The sequence below is a fragment of the Bifidobacterium sp. ESL0827 genome (assembly GCF_052606685.1).
Genome location: NZ_CP199597.1, coordinates 1465287 through 1485008, shown reverse-complemented (window position 1 = coordinate 1485008; position 19722 = coordinate 1465287). Strand labels below are relative to the sequence as shown.

Genomic DNA, 19722 nt, shown 5'->3' with positions numbered 1-19722 from the left:
CAGGGTGTTCCCCCATAAGATTTGCGCTCGCTGGGTGTTGTAATGAAGACATGAGTAGCGACATGAACGGCAATGGCCCTGATAACGGCTGGCGGTGGAAGTCCGACAAGTTCTTCCGCGCCTGCAGGGAGTCCTATCTGATCCGCGACCAGGGATGGATCGGCGGCGTCTGCGTAGCCTTGGCCCGTCGGCTGGGCTGGAGCGTAACCCTGGTCAGAGCGCTGATGATTTTGGCGGTCTTTCTCTTCGGCACTGGTGCCGCCTTCTATGGTTTTGCCTGGTTCGTCTTGCCGGATCGGCGTGGGGTCATTATTGCCCAGGAGCTGATTCACGGAATTTGGCATGCTTCCATGGTGGGTATCATCATTTACTGGCTGCTGGCCATCCTGATTCCTGGAGTCGGAATCGTTTCCCTGGCTTTGGGTGCGTTGATTTTGTATCTCCTTATCCGGTGGAGTCGTAATAAGGCCCTGGAGTATCAGAGAGGGTACTGGGCTGGGCCGGATGCCGGCAGGCCGGTTTCGGGCGATCCTTGGGTGATGGGACCGCAGTATTCGGAACGGCCGAGTGGTGCAGGTTCGCAGTGGTATTCGAATCAGCCTGAGTATCCGAGCTTTTCAGGGTATGAGGGATACCAGGATTACACAGGGACGCGAAGCAATGCACAGACAGCAAGTGATGCGAGTTCGGAAGAACGTAAGGATCAGCCAGAGCATTCCGATTCGTATGGAACTTCGGAGCAACAAGGGGGGGTAGCCTCTCCTGGACCCATCTCTGAGACAGAGGATTCGGCAAACGCCGGCAGCGATTCGAATAATACGCAAGATGGGGGCAATCCCAGCGCTGGTGCAGCTCCCGGAGGTTGGACAGGGGCAGAAGGCCCTGCAGAACCTGCTGGGAACAAGAATCAGTCGTATGGATTCAGTGCCTGGCCGGGCTATGGCACAGCCGGGTCATTCTCGACAGGGCCGGGAATAGCCCGTAAGGGTCCGTCGGTTCCGCCCCGGCTGAGGCGTCGTCCTGCCGGACCTATGCTGGTCAGTCTTCTGTCGGGACTGATCCTGGTCTCCGGAGCAGGGGTCTGGTGGATGGCCACGAACCCCTATCGCGGGTTGAATGCGACCTTGGCCTACGCTCTGATCTGGGCTGGAGGCGTCACGCTGACACTTGGCGTGGTCATACTGATCCTGGGCTTGATGGGCCGCAGGTCAGGAGGATTGACCCCCATTGCCTTGATGGCCTGCCTGGTTGTCCTGATTCTGGCTACCGGTTCGGCCATACCAGGTATTGAGCAAACCCAGAACCGCAGGATCTTGGCCGACTACGCCACAGTTCAAGTTAACGGCAACAACCATGGGCGCTCGTTGGGGGCGAGCAGTGCAGACATGAGGCGTTATCGCCGCGGCACCGCGCTGGTCGGAGACCCGCAGGATCAGGGAAGTGCCGTCATTGACCTGACTGGTTATGAGCGGGAACACGGCACCCATCGTGTTCAGATTATGGATGATGCGGTGAGTACAGTCTCAGGCTGCCCGACGGGCACCGTGCGCCTGGCTGTGGCCTATGCTGACGTTCGCTTGCTCATCCCTAAGGGGTGCAGTTTGTCCTATAGGGAACACACCGACCTCTACAGGGTCTTGGGATCAGGCGCGGCTGACTGGATAACCGAGACGGAACAGGGAAACCGGATGTGGTGGGGCAATACGTCGTCATCAGCTGAACGACGCAATTGGGAGGAAGCCCTGCGAGCGTCCAAGGAGGATCAGTGGCATATGCCCGACGATCCCGAATTGATCGTCGAAGCCAATCTCATGGACGGTGCACGGGTCACCGTGCAAGCCCAGGGGAGTGCTACCCAGCCGAAGCGGGCGCAGCTCTACAGCGGCTCGATCAATGAATATTGGGATTATAGCTACAATCCATGGCAGTTTGGGGAGGATCAGGAAGATGACTGATATGCAGCAACCAGAAGGAGGCCAGCCCCAGCCGCTGGATCGTCAGGAGCGCACCACCAAGGTCATGCCGGTTGAATCGCAGGCACCTCCGATATATCAGGTTCGGATGCAGCCGCCGGAGCCGGTCCGTCCTAGCGGCCCCAGCCTGCCGACCATCATTTTTGGCGCCCTGGTTGGACTTTTGGCTCTGACCATGTTGGCTTTAGGATTGGTCTTTCTGCGTTACGGTACGGATCTGACCATAGTCATACCCTGGCAGCGGATTATTCCATTGATTTTTGCCGGCCTGGGTGTGCTGCTGATTAGCGCGTCTGTATTAGCCTGGCTGGCATCAGCAAGGCGCACCCGATCTGTCTCAAAAGACCAGGATATTCCAGAAGATCAGGCTGCCAAGGATGGCCAGAGACCCCAGCAGGGTCAGGGTCAGGGTCAGCCAGTGGCCAGCCCCGGCAACAGCTGGCTTGCCGTCAGATCGGCTGAAGACAGAGGTCAGGGTGCTCGCCAAGAGCAGGATGAGTACCAGACACAGGATGGACAACAAGGACCAGCATGATGCCATCATCGATGACAGATGCATAAGGCCAAGCGCTCGACGGACCACAGTAAAGGCATAGGCCAGCAGGGCAGCCATAAGTCCTGAGGCTAGCAGGCCTAGCGACCAGAGCCGTCCGGTCAGGCCTTTGCTGAAACCTGACTGTCGGTGGTCTTTGCCTCGAGCCCGCAGATGTGAGCTCAAGGCTCCAATCAAAACAGATAGAAGGGCGACAGCCAGCAGAATGGGACCACTGGCCATCAGAGTCAACAGGGCTGTCAGCGAAGGTATCAACCCTGTATTCGTGTGCTTGGGCACTTGATTGAGCTGATGGGGCTGGCTGCCGGCAATCATAGGCGTTGACCATTGATCGGCTTTGGTGCCCATTGCCACGGCGTTGATCCAGTCTTCCAGATTATGGGTATATCTGGGTTCAAGGGGCAACCCGGCCTTGGCCAGCCGGCTGCCGGTGCGGATCTGATGGTTGGTAGGGTAGTAGCGCAGGGTCACGTTGTCGTTGCCGATCGCATGTGTTCTGCGGATGATCTCGCGCGCACCCTGCTCTACCGGCATGGAGACATCCATGGTGCCGAAGTTGATCATGACAGGCATCCGCAGCTGATCCAGATAGGGCAGGGAGGGAAAGTCGGCGTACTCCAAGCCCAGCAGGGACAAGTCCATGCCCATGAGACGCGGTATAACGTTGCGAATCCCCTTAGGCGCGCCAATCAAGTCCAAATAGCTGGTGGCCGCCATGGCCATCTGCCGTCGTCCCGGGTAGACGGGAGGCGAAGTCAGGATGGAGAAGGCGATGCTGGGATCCTTGGCGGTCATGATGGACGATATCCAAGTGCCCTCGGACTCGGCGTACAGGCCCACCTTGGTTGGATCCACGCCCGGCCAGGATCGCAGACGGTCAAGGGAACGCCCGTAGTCGGCGGCCATGGCCTGGTAGTCGCGGTGGAAGGTGGTGTAGGTGTCCAAACGCTTGTCGGGCACCAGTGTGGTGATGCCGGCTGAGGCCATGGCTGAAGCCAGGTCGCCAAATACTTCGGAGGATTTGCCTGTTCCGGCGCCATGGATGAACAGGCAGGCTGGTCCTGTGCCTTTGCGGTCGCTTGGCTCTCTGACGATGGCCTGGATGCGAACTCCGCCAGCCAAAGTGATGCTGATTTTCTGCTCCTTGACTGGGTGGGTGCCCTCGGGGGTCGTGGGGCCCAAACTCGAAGCGACGGCAGTGGAGCGGGTCGAGACCTGCAGATGGTCGCTGTAGGGTTCTACCCGCCAGTCCGGCGTCATGGCTTGGCCCAAAAGGAGCATGACCAGCAGGATGACCACAAAGGAGGCGGCGGTAAAGCCCGCCCGTTTCAGCTTTTGCACCCGTCAACTCTACCCGACCGCTCGACTGGTTGGTCAGATGGGCTTCATGATTGTGATTCAGGTGGTCGGTTCTGGGCCTGTTCGGCTTCGTCGAGGGTTTCAAAGCCGTTCATCTGCACTGTGGCCAGGATGGTTTCCTCGGTCAGGTTGCCGCCCCGGGCCTCGATCCGGTCCACCATGGATTGGTAGAGATCCAGCGTCCGGGCCGAATAGGTGCCCAGTTCGCCACGCAGGTAGGTTTCGAAGGAGGTGGCCTCCGGAGTGTCTTCACTGGTGCGCAGGACGCGCATCTCCTGACCTAGACTGGGGTAGCGCTCGCGGAAGTCCTTGGCCCAGGCCACCTGCCGGTCGATGATGTGCTCCTGCTGCTCCTGGCGATCCAGGCCCAGCCTGGGCAGGTAGGGGGCAATGCTGCTGTGGTACTGGTCCGGGGCGGTGGATTCCATCATCCGCCCATACTTTTCGGTCAGCAGGTTGCGTCCCTGTGCGTCAGCCTGATCCAGATCGTCTGCATAACTGGCCAGCAGGGGATGAGGCCAGGTCACAAACTGGCTCAGGCGCATCTGATGGAACATGGGCCAGTTGCCCTGACAGTTGGCCGGGCCACCCTCGTTGTTGACCTGCTGGAACTGTTCCCATTCGTGGCGGACGATCCCCTCACGCAAGGACTCATCATCCTGACATTGCTTGTCGTTTGCCATCCTTGGCTCCTTTCAGATGCTGTGCAGAACCGGATCGTCGCTGGAAATGTGGGCCTCGACATAGGGGCGCTGCCATTCCAGGAAGGTTTCCGGGCTGTTGGTCAAGCCCTCCGCTTGCAACTCTTCTACGATTCTTGCGCAGATAGACTCTACAAGCTTGGTAATGCGTTCGGCGGACGGCCGAGCTCCCTTGCCGCCTTCGCCAAAGCCTTGCCCCCCGTAGCAGGCAGCCGAAGCCAGGCGCAGGATGTCCTCCAGCTGCTCGGTCAGGTCAGCCAGCCTGGTAGCCATTCGTCCGCTCAGTCGCCGTAAGGCCGCGAATGTCCATTTGTAATAGGGCAGATAACCGACTGTCAGTGGATTGTTGATCAGGAAAATCAGTGAGGCACTGGCTTTGACGAATTCATTGATTGACAGCATGGCTGCAGCCCCGTCGCCCCGCTGCAGACTTCGCGGCAGGTTGTACTGGCCCGCCTGGGCGATCATGCCCAGCCGACGGGAGATCAGGCAGAAGCGCACATCATCGGGCATGGCCTTGAACCCCTGCCGGGTGGCCAGCATCCGTCCCAGAGGATCCGCGAAAATCTTGCCATTAGTGGCTGCCGCCAGCGTGGCCTCGTCAAGGAGCAGCCACTCGTGGGGGTGATCTTCGGGGGGCGCCTGCCGGTAGCCGGTCAGAGATTCGAAGAAGGCGCCGATCTCGAAGACGCCCACGCGGCGGTTGGCTCCCTTTGCCCTGACGCTGTCGGTCCGCGAACCGAATCCCATGAACTCAGTAGGTAATGCCTCATAGTCCTTCTGCAGCTGGTCGCCGATGGTTTGGTAATCCTCGCTGGTCAACCACAGGCAGAAGCCGGGGCCGAAATCGTGATCCCGGGAGATGGCATCGTCAAAGCCGTAGCAGTCCGATCCATGGCCCATCAGGCCCACGGCGATCCGGTTGCGATACTGGGGATAACGGTCCTCCAGCATGGGGCGGCCCACCTGTTCCCAATAAGCCCTGGCCAGGTCCAGCCCTTGAATATCCGGGCGGGAGTCATGTTGATCGTTGTCATCGTTCTGATTCCTGATCGGGGTCTGGTTTGAGCTGGTCTTCGGCTGGTTGGATGATACTTCGTCAGTCTGGTCTGGTTGGTCCTCGTCCCCGTTTTTCTCAGCAGCGGCCTGAGCCTGGTCCAGATTGGCCTTGGTGATCTGGTAGTAGTCGCTGCCTTTGCCGTACCGGTCCTCAATGATGGCTAGGGCCTTGCGGTAGGTGTCTGCCGACTGCCTGAAGCGGCCGGTCATATAGCAGACCTGGGCAAAGCCTGCAAGGGCCGAGGCATAGTGTGCACTGTTCTCCAGATGGCCGGTTCGATAGATGTCCAAGGCTGTGCGAGCCTGGTCCCAAGCTTCTTGCAGAGCCTGCGGATTGTCGTTGCGCTGCATGAGCAGGAGGGCCAGATTGGTGTGGGTAGAGGCCAGGTCCAGATCCCGGGAAGGATCGGTGCTGGAATTTTCCAGTATGTCCATGGCCTGGCGCAGCTCCTGCTCGGCCTGGTCGGGTCGGTCGGTTTCGCTGTAGAGCATGGACAGGTTATTGTGCAGGGCCGCCAGCCGCCGGTCCTTGGGCCCGAGGGTCTTGGCTGCGGAGGCAAGCGCCTGTCGATAGAGGTCTTCAGCCTGGTCGTACTTCTTGGCTGCCCGTAGACCTGTGGCCGCATTGATCAGGGTGGTCGTCCAGGCATCGGACCCCTCGATGCGTATTCGGGAGGCAAGCTCGATGGCCCGCTGGATCATCCACATGTTCTCTTGATGGCGACCCTGGGACCGGTAAAATCCTATGGTCTCGTTCAGTACAGTCAGCAGTCCGGCATCATCGCCTGCATTCTCCGCATCCACCAGCGCCTGCTGCAAGTATGGTTCGGCCTGATCGCGGGCCTTGCCGGCGTTGAAGATGGCATCCAGTCCGTCCAGGAAAGCTTGGGTGTCGAAGCTGCCGTCCGGTTGCATGTAGGACTGTTGAGGCTCTTTCTGCTTGCTGCCTGTGATCGGTATCTGGTCCTGGCTCATTTGGCTCCCTTGCTGTCAGGGTATCTGAAGGTACGGGTTCCTCGTGGAGCCCTAACGTCCTAGTCGCTACTATCACCAGTCTAGACTGATGGCTTTTGATGGATTTCAGTCGGGGATGTCACCTAGGTCACATCTAGTGTTATTGCCTTGAGAAGGACTACTTCTGAAGAACGTATTTACTTTATGTGCAACACGAGTTCGGATCGTTTCCAAACGCTATCGAAACCAGAATAATAAACGCAAAAACTAGCGCAGCCATCGATTATGTAATCGATGAAAACGGTCGGTTCAAATATAAACGCTGGACAATGCGGATAAGGATCGTCAACTATGTTTAGGAAACAAGCGCGGAGCTCTTGTTAACATATGCATTGGCATCTAACAGCTGCGAGAAACAGAAATTCCGGCCCATAGAGACCGGAATAATTGTCGGGGTAGGGGGATTTGAACCCCCGGCCTCTTCGTCCCGAACGAAGCGCGCTACCAAGCTGCGCTATACCCCGTGACAACGTTCTATATAGTACACGTACCGGCGGCCAAACGCCATCGACTGCGCGGCGCGGAGCCCCAACTGCTTGCCGCTCGGCGGTACAAGGGCCAAGTACCGGCTCATGCGTAAAATAGCGATTTATGAATGACTCATCGGAAGAAACCCCTCGTCTGACGACGGTCGAGCGCGCTCAGGCACTGCTCGAGCAGGATATGGCCATCACGGAGAAGATTGATCAGGGCGCCCAGTTGGATGACGCCATCGATCCCGGCAACCTGACGGACGGCGCTGAAGGCCATCCCGAACAGGTGCGCATGCGTGTGGCCAAGAGGGCGCTCATGCTCAAGGAGGGCATCGAACCCTACCCGGTCCATCTGGATGTGACCGACCGCATCGAGGATGTGCGCCGCAAGTATCAGGACCGCCTTGAGCCGGGTCAGGAGACCGAGGATGTAGTTGGCATCGCCGGCCGAGTCCTTTTCCTGCGCAACGGCGGCGGTCTTTGCTTCGTCCAGCTGGCGGCGGGCGACGGCACCCGCATCCAGGGCATGATCTCCAAGCGTGAGATAGGTGCTGATTCTCTGAAGCGATTCAAGCAGCTGGTCGACTTGGGCGACCACCTCTACCTGCGCGGCCGCGTGGTTGCCTCCAAGACCGGAGAGCTCTCCGTCTTCGCCACTGAGTGGAACATCGCGGCCAAGGCCCTGCAGCCACTGCCAGCCCTGCATAAGGAACTGAGTGAGGAGCAGCGCACCCGCAAGCCCTACCTGGCCATGATCGCCGATGAGGATGTGCGGGCCATGGTCCGCCGCCGTTCCAAGGCCGTCTCCTCGCTGAGGCGCACCTTCGAGGACCACGACTTCATGGAGGTCGAGACGCCCATGCTTCAGACCGTGCATGGCGGCGCTGCGGCCCGGCCGTTCACGACGCATATGAACGCCTTCGACATCGACCTTTACCTGCGCATCGCCCCTGAGCTCTTCCTCAAGCGCTGCCTGGTGGGCGGCATTGAGCGGGTCTTCGAGATCAATCGCGACTTCCGCAATGAGGGCGTGGATGCTACCCATGCCCCGGAATTCACCATGTTGGAGGCTTACCAGGCCTATGGCACCTACGACACCATCGGGGAGCTGACCAAGGAGCTGATTCAGAAGGCGGCACTGGCCACTGCGGGTTCGTTGAAGGTGACTTTGCAGGATGGCAGCCAGTACGATTTCGGCGGCGATTGGCGTCAGATCAGCATGTATGAGTCCCTTTCCCAGTCCCTGGGTGAGGAGGTCACCCCCCAGACCAGCGTTGACCATCTGCGGACTATCGCTGACAGGCTGGGTCTGGAGGAGGAGCCGGCCGAAAACCACGGCAAGCTGGTCGAACACCTCTGGGAGCACTTCTGGCAGGACAAGCTGTATGAGCCGACCTTTGTTCGTGATTTCCCGGTCGAGACCTCGCCCCTGGTCAAGGCCCACCGCACCAAGCCGGGCGTTGTTGAGAAGTGGGACCTCTACGTTCGCGGGTTCGAGCTGGCCACGGGCTACTCCGAGCTCAATGATCCGGTGGTCCAGCGGCAGCGGTTCGTCGAGCAGGCCAAGATGGCAAGCCGCGGCGATGTCGAGGCCATGGACATTGACGAGGACTTCCTGGAGGCCTTGGGTGTAGGCATGCCTCCGGCTGGTGGCATGGGCATGGGCATCGATCGTCTGTTGATCGCCCTTACCGGTGCATCCATCCGCGAGACCATCACCTTCCCTCTGGTCAAGCCGCTGGTCTGAGATGATAAGAGGGGAGGGACGGTCATGAATATCAGGCTGTGGATGGATGGCATGCGTCCCCGGACGCTGCCTGCCTCGGTGGCACCTGTCTGCGTGGGCGCTTCGGCTGCACTCTTGGAGCGGTCACGGCTCTTGGAACAGTGCACCAGTTCCTGCTCGCCCACGCCTGTCGACCCTGCACTGAAGGCGGCCACGCCGGGACGGCTGGCACTGATCGTGGTCTTGCTGGTCCTGCTTGCCCTGTCTATGCAGATCGCAGCCAACTTCGCCAATGACTATGCCGATGGTGTTCGCGGCACTGACTCTGGTCGTGGTGGCGAGGAGGCCACCTCTGGCAGACCGAGGCGTCTGGTGGCTGCCGGCGTACCGCCTAGGAAGGTGCTGTACGCCACCATGATTTCGGCGGCCTTCACCTGCCTGATGGGCCTGGCCGTCATGGCACTGACCGGTCACTGGTGGATGATCCTGGTCGGAGTCTGCTGCCTGATCGCTGGCTGGTGTTACGTGGGCGGCCCGCACCCATATGGCTACCACGGGCTGGGCGAAGTCAGCGTCTTCATCTTCTTCGGTCTGGTGGCCACCCTGGGTACCGAGTACTTTCTTATTAATAGGGTCGATGTCGCCGGCATCCTGGGCGCCTGCGTCTGTGGGCTCAATGCCGTGGGCCTGCTCATGCTCAACAATTACCGGGACCTGGACGACGACCGCCTTGCCGGCAAGCACACATATGCGGTTCTGGTGGGGGCGCGTGCAGCGGCAATTTCCATTTACCTGGTCTACATCCTGAGCCTGGTTCTGAGCCTGATCCAGTTCGTCCCGGCTGTCATGCGACGTGGCCTGCCCGGCTTCCCTCTTGTGCTGATCCTCCTGCCGGTGGCCGTTGTCTTTCTGCTGATCTGTCGAGCCTTTGCCCGTGGCCAGGTACCCAAGGCTTTTGGCATGGCAGGTAAAGGCACCCTGGTCTCGGCCCTGTGTTGGTCGGCGGGCCTGCTCCTGCAGCTATGAAAATCTTGATACTCTCATAAGAGAGCAGTCCGACCTTCAAGCGATTTGGTGGATAATCAGGCAATTATGTTCATCACACTTCGGGAATACAAGGACGCGTTGCGACCCTCGGCATTGCTCTGCTCACCCACGCCGGTTCTGATTGGCACGGCGGTGGCTCTCAGGCAGCTGTTCAACCAAGGGCTGGGGCCAGATGTCCGTTTCTGGCTAATCGCTCTTTTCTGCTGTCTGACGGCTGTGTTCATTCACAGCACCTGTAATCTTGCCAATGACTACTTTGACGGAATCAGGGGTACCGACGAGGGCCGGAGCAGCCTCTCCAGCGCCGGTGCCGACGGTTCGGTGCCTGATCTGCCCAGAAGAGGCGTGGCCGGTGGCGTGGAGCCTCGCAAGGTCCTGCTTTCCGCCTATCTCAATATATTTATGGCCTGCCTGTCCGGTCTGATCCTCTGCTGGGTTACTGGCCACTGGTGGATGATCCTAATCGGCATCTTCTGTCTGCTGGGAGCCTGGTTTTACACGGGAGGCAAACATCCTTATGGCTATAGAGCCATGGGTGAGCTGAGCATCATGATCTTCTTCGGCCTGGTGGGCGTGCTGGCCACCCAGTACCTGGAGACTGGCGGTATCGACCGTCACGGGTTTATCGGTGCCTTGGTCGGCGGTCTTATCTGCATTCCAGTTCTGGAGATCAACAACTATCGAGACATTGATGCAGACCCGCTGGCCGGCAAGTACACGCTGTCTTCATTCATCGGAGCCAAAGGCACACTGATTCTGATGGGGTCCTGCTATGCCCTGGCTGTGACCCTGGGTGCGGTCGAGTCATGGTCCCTGTCTGACGGCTCGTTTGCGGACGTCTGGCCGCGCCTGCTCTGCCTGTTGCCTGTCGTGGCGCTGGCCATTGCCACCACTGTGGCCAGCTGTCGGAATCGCTTCAGCAGGGCATTCGCGCTCTCGGGCTATACGGATCTGCTGACAGGGTTCTGCTGGCTGGGTGTCTGCCTGCTTTAAGAGACTGTTCTATAGGGGGAGCTGTAGGTCCGCGAAACAGTCCCTCTCAGGTCTTAGAATTTTCAGTATGACCTACAAACTAGTATTGCTCAGGCACGGCCAGAGCGCATGGAACAACACCAATCAGTTCACCGGCTGGGTGGACGTCCCGCTGACTGAGCAGGGCGAGCAGGAGGCCCGAAAGGGCGGCAAGCTGCTCAAGGATAAGGGTGTTCTGCCGGACATCGTCTTCACCTCGCTACTGCGCCGCGCCATCAACACCGCCAACATCGCCTTGGATGAGGCTGACCGCCTTTGGATCCCCGTCAAGCGCGACTGGAGGCTGAACGAGCGTCACTACGGAGCATTGCAGGGCAAGAACAAGACCGAGATCCGTGAGAAGTACGGTGACGAGAAGTTCATGCTCTGGCGCCGCTCCTATGCCACCCCGCCGCCCGAGATCGACCCTGACGACGAATACTCGCAGTCCCATGATCCTCGGTATGCCGGAGCCCCAGTGCCTCGCGCCGAGGCACTGGCCAACGTGGTCAAGCGCGTCACCCCTTACTGGGAGAGCGACATTGTCCCGGAGCTCAAGACCGGCAAGACCGTCCTGATTGCCGCTCACGGCAACTCGCTGAGGGCCATCGTCAAGATGCTCGACAACCTGACTGAGGATGAGATTGCCAAGGTCAACATTCCCACGGCCATTCCTCTGGTCTACGAGCTTGATGAGAACTTCAAGCCCATCAAGCCTCGTGGCGAGTATCTGGATCCGGAGGCAGCCGCCGCCGGTGCCGCTGCTGTGGCGGCCCAGGGCCAGAAGTGAAATTCTATAGATAATTTATCCGATGATGTGAATCGGACTTTGGACGCAGAGTGTCCAAAGTCATTAGAGGTGGTGCCCTCTACTTTTGTGGTGGGCGCCACCTTTCATATTCCTGATGCCTTTTGAGCCGGGGGAGAGAACAAAAACGATGTTCTCACGCCTGATAATCTTGCTGCCTATCTGGTCCGGATGGTCAAGGCAACACTTTGTCCGGGCTCGACCTCTTCCTCTACGCCGACTGCGGATCCATCGTGAAGATGGATGACGCTGGCTTGGTATCGTCTACTTTGACCATTGAGTGTCACGTCTTCCAACATTGTGTCCGGCTGCATGGAGATTTGCAAATAGGCATGCAGGGTCTCATCGGTCCTGTTGGTGAAGTGAAGTGTGTCGTCTACTTGCTCGAAGTCCACCTGACCACCACAGAAGGCCAGTCCTTTCCAGCTGAAATGACGCCAGGGCGTATAAGGAGCGATTCTGATGCTTCGTGCCTCATGATCGCGTTCGACTCCCATGATGTCATGCAGGAAGAAACTGACAAACTCACCCGCGCACCAGCCGCACTTGCCCAGACCTCGTTTGACCTTGGTGGGTTCCTGCTCAGCATGCTCGAATGGCCACCACCAGAAGGATCCATCCAGATCAGTGGTTCTGCGGAGCTCAAGCAGGGCATCTTTGAGTTCTTCTCGCGTATTTGCTCTGCAGAGCCCATGGATATGGCCAGGATAGGTAATTCCGTTGCTGTCGTCAAAATCCCAGAAGTCAATCCCTCCCGTAATCGGCGCATAATACGGGTCTCTGGTGCTGTGGGCCCATCTGGCGTGATTGCGGATGAGTTCGTCGTCACGGCTGGTGAATCCGTAAACGGAGGCCAGTGTCAGGTCGCTTTCCTCTCCGTCATGGACGCCGATGATGCTCCCATCCCTGTTGGTTCCTTCCACATACATGGGCTTGCCATCAATGCTGCGGACGCATTTCTGACCAAGCGACTGGTGAAGTTGTTCAGCGATCTGTTTCAGCTGTCTCGTCTGATCGGCATCCAGAAGATCCGAAAAGTCCTCGGCCATGACCGTGGCTGCCTTCCAGGCTAGTATGTTGGACCCGGTATGGTAGTCGCCGCGTGATGGCCCGTCCGAAATGTAAAGAGTCTCATAAAGCTGCCCTTGCTCAGGTCGTTCAGCGATAAGATCGGCGGCCAGCCTACGGACATATTGGGCGAATATTTTTTGGTTCACAGCGAATGCTGTGCGGCCATGCCGGTGGACCAACATAGAAGCCAGAACTACGGCGAGACAGGAATTGCCTAAGGAGTGTTCGAATCCGCTTGCTTCTGGATGCATTCGGGCCTCGCGTTCCCAAGCCTGGTCAGGAATGCCATACTGCGCAAGAAATTCGATCATGGGATTGGCCAGGTCAGGATTGCTGTCGACCAGCCCCATGGCGCAGTAGCCGAAGTCTCTGGTCCATACGTCGGGGAGTGGATTGGCGTTGGATCCCCAGAATGAGCCAGCTGCCTTGCCGTCTGCTTGCAGGAGAAGACTTTGTCGGGCTAGTTCAGCCGACCGGGTGATGAGCTCACCGTACCATGGGTCTTCCGGAGTCTGGACCTTGCCCAAGCTGCCCTTACGGGCTTTCAAGGTCGCTTTCAGAGCTGTCTGGCATCCTTGAATGGTGTTAAATATCTGAAGGCCATCCTCTTGCTCTGAAAAATCGAAGACACTGGCCACGCTCCGACTTTCTCCTGGACCAAGCCTGAGCATAGTCTTGGATGCGCCGCTTGTGATAGGACTGTCTGATTCGCTCAGAAGATTGAATTTCAAGGGCAGAGCAATCGTCCCATCCTTGCCCTGTGTTGACGACAAAATCGATACATTTACGTCTAAAGGCGTGGTCCCCCGATTGGCGAGCTGGCAAAGCTGAATAAGGCACAAAGGTCTGCTGGCGCCTTCTTGGGGCACAAAGACGATGGTCTGGCTGTGCAGATCGCCTATCGAGGCATCGAAGACAGGTATGAGATCGTCGATGAAACTGAGTGCAGGTGATGGACATTGACGGTTCATGCAATTAATCTGCATTCCAATGTGTCCTTGGCAGAAAGCCAGCTTCTTGTACACGTAGACACCAGGAATGGTCTTGCCTCGCACGTCCTCGCGTCCTATTGCTACAACTGCGCGTCGTACCTGTCCAGTTCTGTCTAGGGCGGCCAAAAGGCGATTGTTGGATATATCGACGCTGAAAGGATAATCAGTGTATCTGCCCAGATCGTATTCCATGACCATGTCGTCAGGCCATTCGAGGCCTGCTGCGGCAAAGAAGCTCGCACGATTGCCGGCGGCACCCTTCGCATTGAATCCCATCAAGGTTTTCTCCGTTTTATTTTCTTGTTGATCCGAGGTTGGCGACGGCATCAACTGCTCCTTTCAGCAAGTTTGTGGGACGCGGGTATCGCTTCACAGCATGCTCGATGGCCCATCCATGGTCATGGAGTCCACATTGTTAGATCCATGCTTCTAAGCACATGATAACGTATACATCAGGAAAGGCCAAAGACCTTATGAACCAGCTGCCGCATCATGTGTTTCGGATGGATTGGAATTGTGAGCACTGGTCCTATGAAAACTCAACTTTTGATATGGCGGCTGAGTGTCAGTTTTCTGGAGGGGCGGTTGTATTGCGCACGGCCAGGAAGGATGGCTGAATTTGCATGTTCATGTCAGGGTTTTCGCCCTCTAGCAATTTGAGAAGCGTCTGAGCGGATGACTTTCCCATCTCGTAGGGATCCTGATGAATAGTGGTCAACCCGATTTCATGAGCGTAAGTCGAATCGTCGAAACCTGCAACCGATACGTCTCGGGGGATTGTGTATCCCGAACGCTGCATGCAGAAAAGCAGAGGAAGGGCGTATTCATCATTCATGCAGATTATGGCTGTTGGGTGCTGGTCCAACCTGACCAACTGGGATAAGGCGAAGTCCGCTCGGGTATCGTCCTTGGGAGCGTATACTACTGTGGAGTTCACCCGATCTCCTAGTTTGGAGCATATAGAGCGAAATGCCTGCAGACGCGCCTGACCGTTCCATTTGAAATGTTCAGTCTCTGGGTCCAGACAGACATAGGCGATTTTGCGATGCCCAAGGTTGACCAGATGGTTGATGACCAATTCCATGCAACTGGTTTCATCTATGCCTATGGTTGCCGAAAATTCAGGAATTGGCTCAGTGTTGATCCCGATAAGCGGGATGCCTGTCGTGGCTAATTTGTCGGCCTCTGTGCAGGGTATTTGGAAAGATACCACAAGCACGGCATCAGCATTCCGTTGAATGGACATATCCGAAAAGAATGCATGGCGTTCCTGCTCATCTGAAACGGCGTATAGAGCGATGTCATACCCTGCGTCATGGAGGACGGAATTGAGGCCAGCCAGAACATGCGAGTCATACCAGGAGTCCAATTCTCCGCCAGTCAGGAAGGCGATTCGTGCCGACTTGCCCGATTTCAATGCTGAAGCAGATCGTGAAATGGTGTAGTCCAGGTCTTGTGCGACTTTAAGGACTTTTTCCCTTGTCCGCGGGAGAACCTTGTCGGGGAGGGTAAAAGTACGGGACACCGTTGCTATTGAAACCCCGGCACGATCTGCAACGTCTTGAATGGATGCACCCACAATGCCCTCCTGTTTTCCTTGGGGCTTTTGCCTGCAAAATCTTATCACGGTTGCTCAAATAATGGATACGTATACATCATATATTTATTCTTTACAAGAGACACTTGTTTTTTGAACTGGGTCTATAAGCGCGGGTTAAAGCTAATATACAGAAAATTGACTGAATGACTGGCTATTAAAGAACTTGCAGGGCGATAACTTGCGTGCTAACGTTTACATCAGCTGGCCGAGATGCCAATGAGGGTTGCTGTATATTCCATTTCGACTGGCCTAACCACAGGTCGAGCCGTCGTATTGCTTGCAGCGCGACGGTTCGAACGGGGCAGAGGAGAAACGTCAATGAAGATGACGAAGAACACAGTTATGCGCGTGCTTGCGGCGGCTCTTACTGCCGTGGCTCTTGCGCCTCTGTCGGGATGCGGTGGATCTGGAGGCGCCAATGTGACGACGCTCAGTTTCTTCCAAACCAAACCAGAGGCGGTGGAAGACTACACTAAGATTATTGCGGACTTTGAGCGACTGCATCCGAACATCAAAGTGGTGCAGAATCAGGTCTCTTCAGCCGACACAGCCTTGAGGGCTCTTCTGGTCAAGGATCGCACGCCTGATGTCATAGCGCTGAATCCCAACGGAAGCATGGGCAAGATGGCCAAGGCAGGGGTATTTTATGACTTCAGCAACACGCCTATAAGCCATAGGATCCGCCCGGTCATGCAATCCGTGATCAATGGGTTGGGACGAGATGGCAAGCAGATAAATATTGTGCCTTATGCCGGCAACGTATGCGGCATCACTTATAACATTGATTTGTTCAAGGAGCATGGCATCAAGGTGCCCAAGACCTGGAAGGATCTTGAGCAGGCAGTTGCCACTCTGGAAGCTGACGGCGTTGCCCCTTTCATTGGCACATTGGGCGACCCCAATCGTGTTTCAACGCCTTTCGATGGTCTGGCTCCTTACTACGACAGCAACGGGTTCTGGGACAAAATGCGTGCTGAAGGTAAAAAGGTAGGGCCGGATTCGCCCGTTTCTTTCCAGAAAAACTTTAAACCACTGATGGAACGGCTCTATTGGATTTATCAGCACTCGACCAAAGACGTGAGAACCATGACCTATGAGGACGGAACTTCCGCTTTCGCACGGGGTGAGGGAGCCATGCTCTTGGCGGGGAACTGGTCTATGGCGCCGGTCCTGCAGATCAACCCCAAAATGCATATAGGCTTCTTCCCATATCCGACGGACAAGGCCGACAAGGCCATTCTCGTCTCTGGTGGAGATGTGGCGATCACCATGGGTGCGCATCCCAAGCACAAGAAGGAATCCATGGCCTTTATCAACTATCTGTACTCGGACGAGGTTCAACGTCGCTTTGTAAAGTCGCAGCAGCTCATTCCTTCACTCTCGTCAATTCCTGTTGACGAGAATCCGGCCATGAAGCCGGCCAAATACTGGATAGATTCTGGCAGGATCCAGGGATATGCGGATCACCAGATACCCTCCAGCATCAGCTACAACCCGATATTGAACAAAGCAATGCTGGACGGCGACCTGGATTCGGCCCTCACCACACTCGACAAAGAGTGGGGCAAGGTTGCAGCCAGGACCATCGAGTGATCGGAGGCAAACGCATGACTACGACACAGACGACAGTGGCTGCGGGTACTCACAAGCATCGTCGATTCGCTGAAGCCACTTATTACTGGATGGTATGGCCTTTTATCATCCTTTTTGCTATCTTCCACACCATTCCTATGCTGGCAGGTATCTTCTTCAGCTTCACCAACTATGCCGGTTACGGAAAATGGCACATGGTGGGCTTGTCGAACTACGTCAATCTCTTTGGGGATGACAGGGTTCTCCACTCATACTTGTTCACCATCTTCTTTTCACTGGTAGCTACAATCCTGACCAATGTCATTTCATTGGCGATTGCCCTGGCTTTGAATGCCAGGATCAAGGCCAGGAATCTGTTCAGGGGCATCTTCTTCATTCCTTATGTGCTGTCCATGCTGATCATCGGGTATGTCTTCCAATTCTTCTTTTCCAAGTCAGTGCCGAAGATCTTCTCAGCGGTTCCTCTGCTCAGGGACAATATCCTGACCAATGAGCACTGGGCCTGGGTGCCTATCGTTATCGTGACGGTATGGCAGGCTTGCGCTTTTGCGATCATCATTTATCTTGCTGGCCTACAGACTATTCCTGCCGATATCTATGAGGCGGCTTCGCTCGACGGAGCCACAGGGTTCAAGGCGTTCAAATCCATCACTTTGCCTTTGATCATGGGCTACGTGACCATAAACGTGGTGCTCAATATCAAGAACTTCATGCAGGCCTTCGATCAGATAGTGGCCTTGACCGATGGTGGGCCAGGAATGGCTACTGAATCGGTGACTCTGCAGATTTATCAAGGTGGATTTACAGGCGGCGAATTCGCCTACCAGTCTGCCGATGCAGCCATTCTCTTCCTTATCATTACGGCTCTTTCAGTTATACAGCTTCGTTACCTTAATCCGAAGGAGGATTAAGCGCTATGACCTCCAGTCAAGTTATGAATGCCATTCCGACAAAGCCTTCAGGCATGAATCCACATACGCAACAAGGTCATGGAAGGCGTCTTCATAGGGTCAATTGGTGGTTGACAGCCCTGGTGGCAGTATGCTCATTAACTGTTCTTGTACCGCTGTATTTTGCAGTGGCGGTCGCGCTTAAGAGCCCTGAACAGCTGGCTAAAGGGACAGGCTTTGAATGGCCTAATCCAGTGCATTGGGGCAATTTTGCAGAGGCCTGGGCCCGGACCAATTTTCCCAGAGCGCTTATGAACACGGCCATGATTACGGTGTGCTCAGTTGTGCTGACTCTGTTGACCAGTTCGGTCTTGGCCTACGCACTAGCCCGGAACATGCACAGGCCCTTCTTTAAGATTGCTTATTACTACTTCTTGGCAGCCATGTTCATTCCGTTCCCTATCGTGATGCTCCCGGTCGTCAAGGAAACGGGATTGCTTGGTCTTGATAATCAGGCAGGACTGATTGTGCTGTATACGTTATACGGGTTCTCGATGAACATCTTTCTGTACACGACTTACCTGCATTCCATCCCCATGGAGCTGGAAGAGGCCGCCCGGGTTGATGGGGCATCGACCTGGAGGGTGTTCTGGCAGATTATTTTCCCGCTTTTGATGCCGATGAATGCAACCGTGGGAATACTTACCTGCGTATGGGCATGGAACGACTTCATCATGCCTCTGGTGGTGCTTACTGACCCCGGTGCCAGGACTCTACCTTTGGCCCAATACGTATTCCAGGGACAATACAACACCAACTACACCGTGGCCTTTGCTTCCTATCTGATGGCTATGGCTCCCTTGTTGATCGTCTATATATTTTCTCAGCGGTGGGTCATCTCCGGAGTAGTGCGCGGCTCTGTAAAGTAGGCGAATCTGGGTTCAATATCGTTGCGTAGAAGAGGAACGGCCCGCCACCCGACCAGCTGTCAGGTGACGGGCCTCCTCTTTGTTGTCCGGTCAGTCCAGATCGAGGTCGAGATCCTTGGGATCCTTGGAAGGGTCGAAGCCTGAGACGATGTAGACCACGCGCCGGGCTGCCGAGACGCCATGGTCTCCCAGACGCTCCATAAATCGTGCCACCAGGACCAGGTCGATTAACTGCTGCCTGGTTCCCTTCCAGTCGTCTGAGAGGGCATAGCCGAATGTCTGTTGGTGGAGCCTGTCCATCTGGTCATCGCTGACAATGATCTGCTCGGCTATGGTCGTGTCCCTGTCGGAGAGCATCTCGACCAGACGGTCTGCCATGACATCCAGAAAGTCCTGCATCTGTTTGAACAGGGGAATGACCTCGGCAGGCAGGGTCGGTTCGGGGTAAGAGCGCCTTGCAGTCTCAGCAATGTGCCTGGCCAGGTCCCCCATACGTTCAAAGGTTGCTGACAGGCTCAGCGTGGAGACCACCACCCGTAGATCAGTGGCCACAGGGCTCTGCTTGGCCAGGAGCCTGATGCATTGATCGATGATGCTGGCTTGGAGGTTGTCTATATCGGCATCCCCGTCGATGACTTCCTGGGCCGTCTCTACGTCGCAGTCCATCAGGGATCGTCCGGCTTTTTTGATGGCATCGCGAACCTTGGCAGCCATCCGATCGAGATCGTCGGCCACCAGCCCCAGCTCCTCGTTGAAAATCACGCGCATTGTTCTTCCCTTTCGGCCTCGGTCAACGATATGACTACAGTCTATGTGACCAGGGTGGCAAGAAAAAGCCATCTCCGAACAATGTCGGGCCATTGGAGCGGCAATCAATGTCGGATATGCGAGAATAAAGCCGGAACGGCCGACGAGACTTGGTT

Annotated in this window: 14 protein-coding genes and 1 tRNA gene; 8 read left to right on the top strand and 7 right to left on the bottom strand. The window is 56.5% G+C overall.

The window, feature by feature from the left end:
• The first annotated feature begins 50 nt into the window (after positions 1-50).
• Complete coding sequence (locus ACUIAI_RS05950; protein ID WP_445341855.1) at positions 51-1955, top strand: PspC domain-containing protein; 1905 nt, start codon at positions 51-53, stop codon at positions 1953-1955.
• A 355-nt stretch (positions 1956-2310) separates the two neighbouring features.
• Here ACUIAI_RS05950 and ACUIAI_RS05945 read toward each other — a convergent pair whose 3' ends face one another.
• The 4 genes from ACUIAI_RS05945 to ACUIAI_RS05930 form a co-directional block, all read right to left on the bottom strand.
• Positions 2311-3867, bottom strand: coding sequence for an alpha/beta hydrolase family protein (locus ACUIAI_RS05945; RefSeq protein ID WP_445341854.1), 1557 nt, complete (start codon positions 3865-3867; stop codon positions 2311-2313).
• Between the two features lie 44 nt (positions 3868-3911).
• On the bottom strand, positions 3912-4568 hold the full coding sequence (locus tag ACUIAI_RS05940) for a DUF4125 family protein (protein WP_445341853.1): 657 nt from the start codon (positions 4566-4568) through the stop codon (positions 3912-3914).
• A 12-nt stretch (positions 4569-4580) separates the two neighbouring features.
• On the bottom strand, positions 4581-6560 hold the full coding sequence (locus ACUIAI_RS05935) for a DUF4037 domain-containing protein (protein ID WP_445342827.1): 1980 nt from the start codon (positions 6558-6560) through the stop codon (positions 4581-4583).
• 489 nt (positions 6561-7049) lie between these two features.
• Positions 7050-7123: transfer RNA gene (locus ACUIAI_RS05930), tRNA-Pro, on the bottom strand.
• A 127-nt stretch (positions 7124-7250) separates the two neighbouring features.
• Between ACUIAI_RS05930 and lysS the strand changes: the two genes are divergently transcribed.
• The 4 genes from lysS to ACUIAI_RS05910 all read left to right on the top strand — a co-directional run bounded on the left by lysS (position 7251) and on the right by ACUIAI_RS05910 (position 11706).
• The gene (gene lysS / locus ACUIAI_RS05925; protein WP_445341852.1) at positions 7251-8879 is read left to right on the top strand and encodes a lysine--tRNA ligase; all 1629 of its coding nucleotides are present in this window, start codon (positions 7251-7253) and stop codon (positions 8877-8879) included.
• A 24-nt stretch (positions 8880-8903) separates the two neighbouring features.
• Positions 8904-9884, top strand: coding sequence for a 1,4-dihydroxy-2-naphthoate octaprenyltransferase (gene menA / locus ACUIAI_RS05920; protein ID WP_445341851.1), 981 nt, complete (start codon positions 8904-8906; stop codon positions 9882-9884).
• A gap of 66 nt (positions 9885-9950) precedes the next feature.
• Positions 9951-10898, top strand: a complete 948-nt coding sequence (gene menA / locus ACUIAI_RS05915; protein ID WP_445341850.1) for a 1,4-dihydroxy-2-naphthoate octaprenyltransferase — start codon at positions 9951-9953, stop codon at positions 10896-10898.
• A gap of 67 nt (positions 10899-10965) precedes the next feature.
• On the top strand, positions 10966-11706 hold the full coding sequence (locus ACUIAI_RS05910) for a phosphoglyceromutase (protein ID WP_024626731.1): 741 nt from the start codon (positions 10966-10968) through the stop codon (positions 11704-11706).
• A gap of 176 nt (positions 11707-11882) precedes the next feature.
• Here the strand turns inward: ACUIAI_RS05910 and ACUIAI_RS05905 are convergent, their stop codons facing one another.
• Both ACUIAI_RS05905 and ACUIAI_RS05900 read right to left on the bottom strand, forming a co-directional pair.
• Complete coding sequence (locus tag ACUIAI_RS05905; RefSeq protein ID WP_445341849.1) at positions 11883-14063, bottom strand: hypothetical protein; 2181 nt, start codon at positions 14061-14063, stop codon at positions 11883-11885.
• A 289-nt stretch (positions 14064-14352) separates the two neighbouring features.
• A complete protein-coding gene (locus tag ACUIAI_RS05900; protein WP_445341848.1) occupies positions 14353-15366 on the bottom strand; it encodes a LacI family DNA-binding transcriptional regulator in 1014 nt (337 codons plus the stop codon).
• A 339-nt stretch (positions 15367-15705) separates the two neighbouring features.
• Between ACUIAI_RS05900 and ACUIAI_RS05895 the strand changes: the two genes are divergently transcribed.
• The 3 genes from ACUIAI_RS05895 to ACUIAI_RS05885 are packed head-to-tail and all read left to right on the top strand — an operon-like array spanning position 15706 to position 18799.
• Positions 15706-16980, top strand: a complete 1275-nt coding sequence (locus tag ACUIAI_RS05895; protein ID WP_445341847.1) for an ABC transporter substrate-binding protein — start codon at positions 15706-15708, stop codon at positions 16978-16980.
• 14 nt (positions 16981-16994) lie between these two features.
• Positions 16995-17891 (top strand): carbohydrate ABC transporter permease, encoded by an 897-nt coding sequence (locus ACUIAI_RS05890; protein ID WP_110413661.1) that lies wholly within the window; start codon positions 16995-16997, stop codon positions 17889-17891.
• A gap of 53 nt (positions 17892-17944) precedes the next feature.
• Entirely contained in the window at positions 17945-18799 is an 855-nt protein-coding gene (locus ACUIAI_RS05885) for a carbohydrate ABC transporter permease (protein ID WP_211120958.1), read from the top strand.
• A 90-nt stretch (positions 18800-18889) separates the two neighbouring features.
• Here ACUIAI_RS05885 and phoU read toward each other — a convergent pair whose 3' ends face one another.
• Positions 18890-19567: a phosphate signaling complex protein PhoU gene (phoU, locus tag ACUIAI_RS05880; protein ID WP_110413333.1), complete on the bottom strand. Its 678-nt coding sequence runs from the start codon at positions 19565-19567 to the stop codon at positions 18890-18892.
• Positions 19568-19722 lie beyond the last annotated feature (155 nt).

Excerpts from the sequence above, each read along its gene's own strand:
- ACUIAI_RS05885 (WP_211120958.1), top strand. The coding sequence starts at position 17,945 with ATGAATCCACATACGCAACAAGGTCATGGAAGGCGTCTTCATAGGGTC.
- phoU (WP_110413333.1), bottom strand. The coding sequence starts at position 19,567 with ATGCGCGTGATTTTCAACGAGGAGCTGGGGCTGGTGGCCGACGATCTC.
- lysS (WP_445341852.1), top strand. The coding sequence starts at position 7,251 with ATGAATGACTCATCGGAAGAAACCCCTCGTCTGACGACGGTCGAGCGC.
- ACUIAI_RS05890 (WP_110413661.1), top strand. The coding sequence starts at position 16,995 with ATGACTACGACACAGACGACAGTGGCTGCGGGTACTCACAAGCATCGT.
- ACUIAI_RS05895 (WP_445341847.1), top strand. The coding sequence starts at position 15,706 with ATGAAGATGACGAAGAACACAGTTATGCGCGTGCTTGCGGCGGCTCTT.
- menA (WP_445341850.1), top strand. The coding sequence starts at position 9,951 with ATGTTCATCACACTTCGGGAATACAAGGACGCGTTGCGACCCTCGGCA.
- menA (WP_445341851.1), top strand. The coding sequence starts at position 8,904 with ATGAATATCAGGCTGTGGATGGATGGCATGCGTCCCCGGACGCTGCCT.
- ACUIAI_RS05935 (WP_445342827.1), bottom strand. The coding sequence starts at position 6,560 with ATGCAACCGGACGGCAGCTTCGACACCCAAGCTTTCCTGGACGGACTG.
- ACUIAI_RS05940 (WP_445341853.1), bottom strand. The coding sequence starts at position 4,568 with ATGGCAAACGACAAGCAATGTCAGGATGATGAGTCCTTGCGTGAGGGG.
- ACUIAI_RS05950 (WP_445341855.1), top strand. The coding sequence starts at position 51 with ATGAGTAGCGACATGAACGGCAATGGCCCTGATAACGGCTGGCGGTGG.
- ACUIAI_RS05905 (WP_445341849.1), bottom strand. The coding sequence starts at position 14,063 with ATGGGATTCAATGCGAAGGGTGCCGCCGGCAATCGTGCGAGCTTCTTT.
- ACUIAI_RS05910 (WP_024626731.1), top strand. The coding sequence starts at position 10,966 with ATGACCTACAAACTAGTATTGCTCAGGCACGGCCAGAGCGCATGGAAC.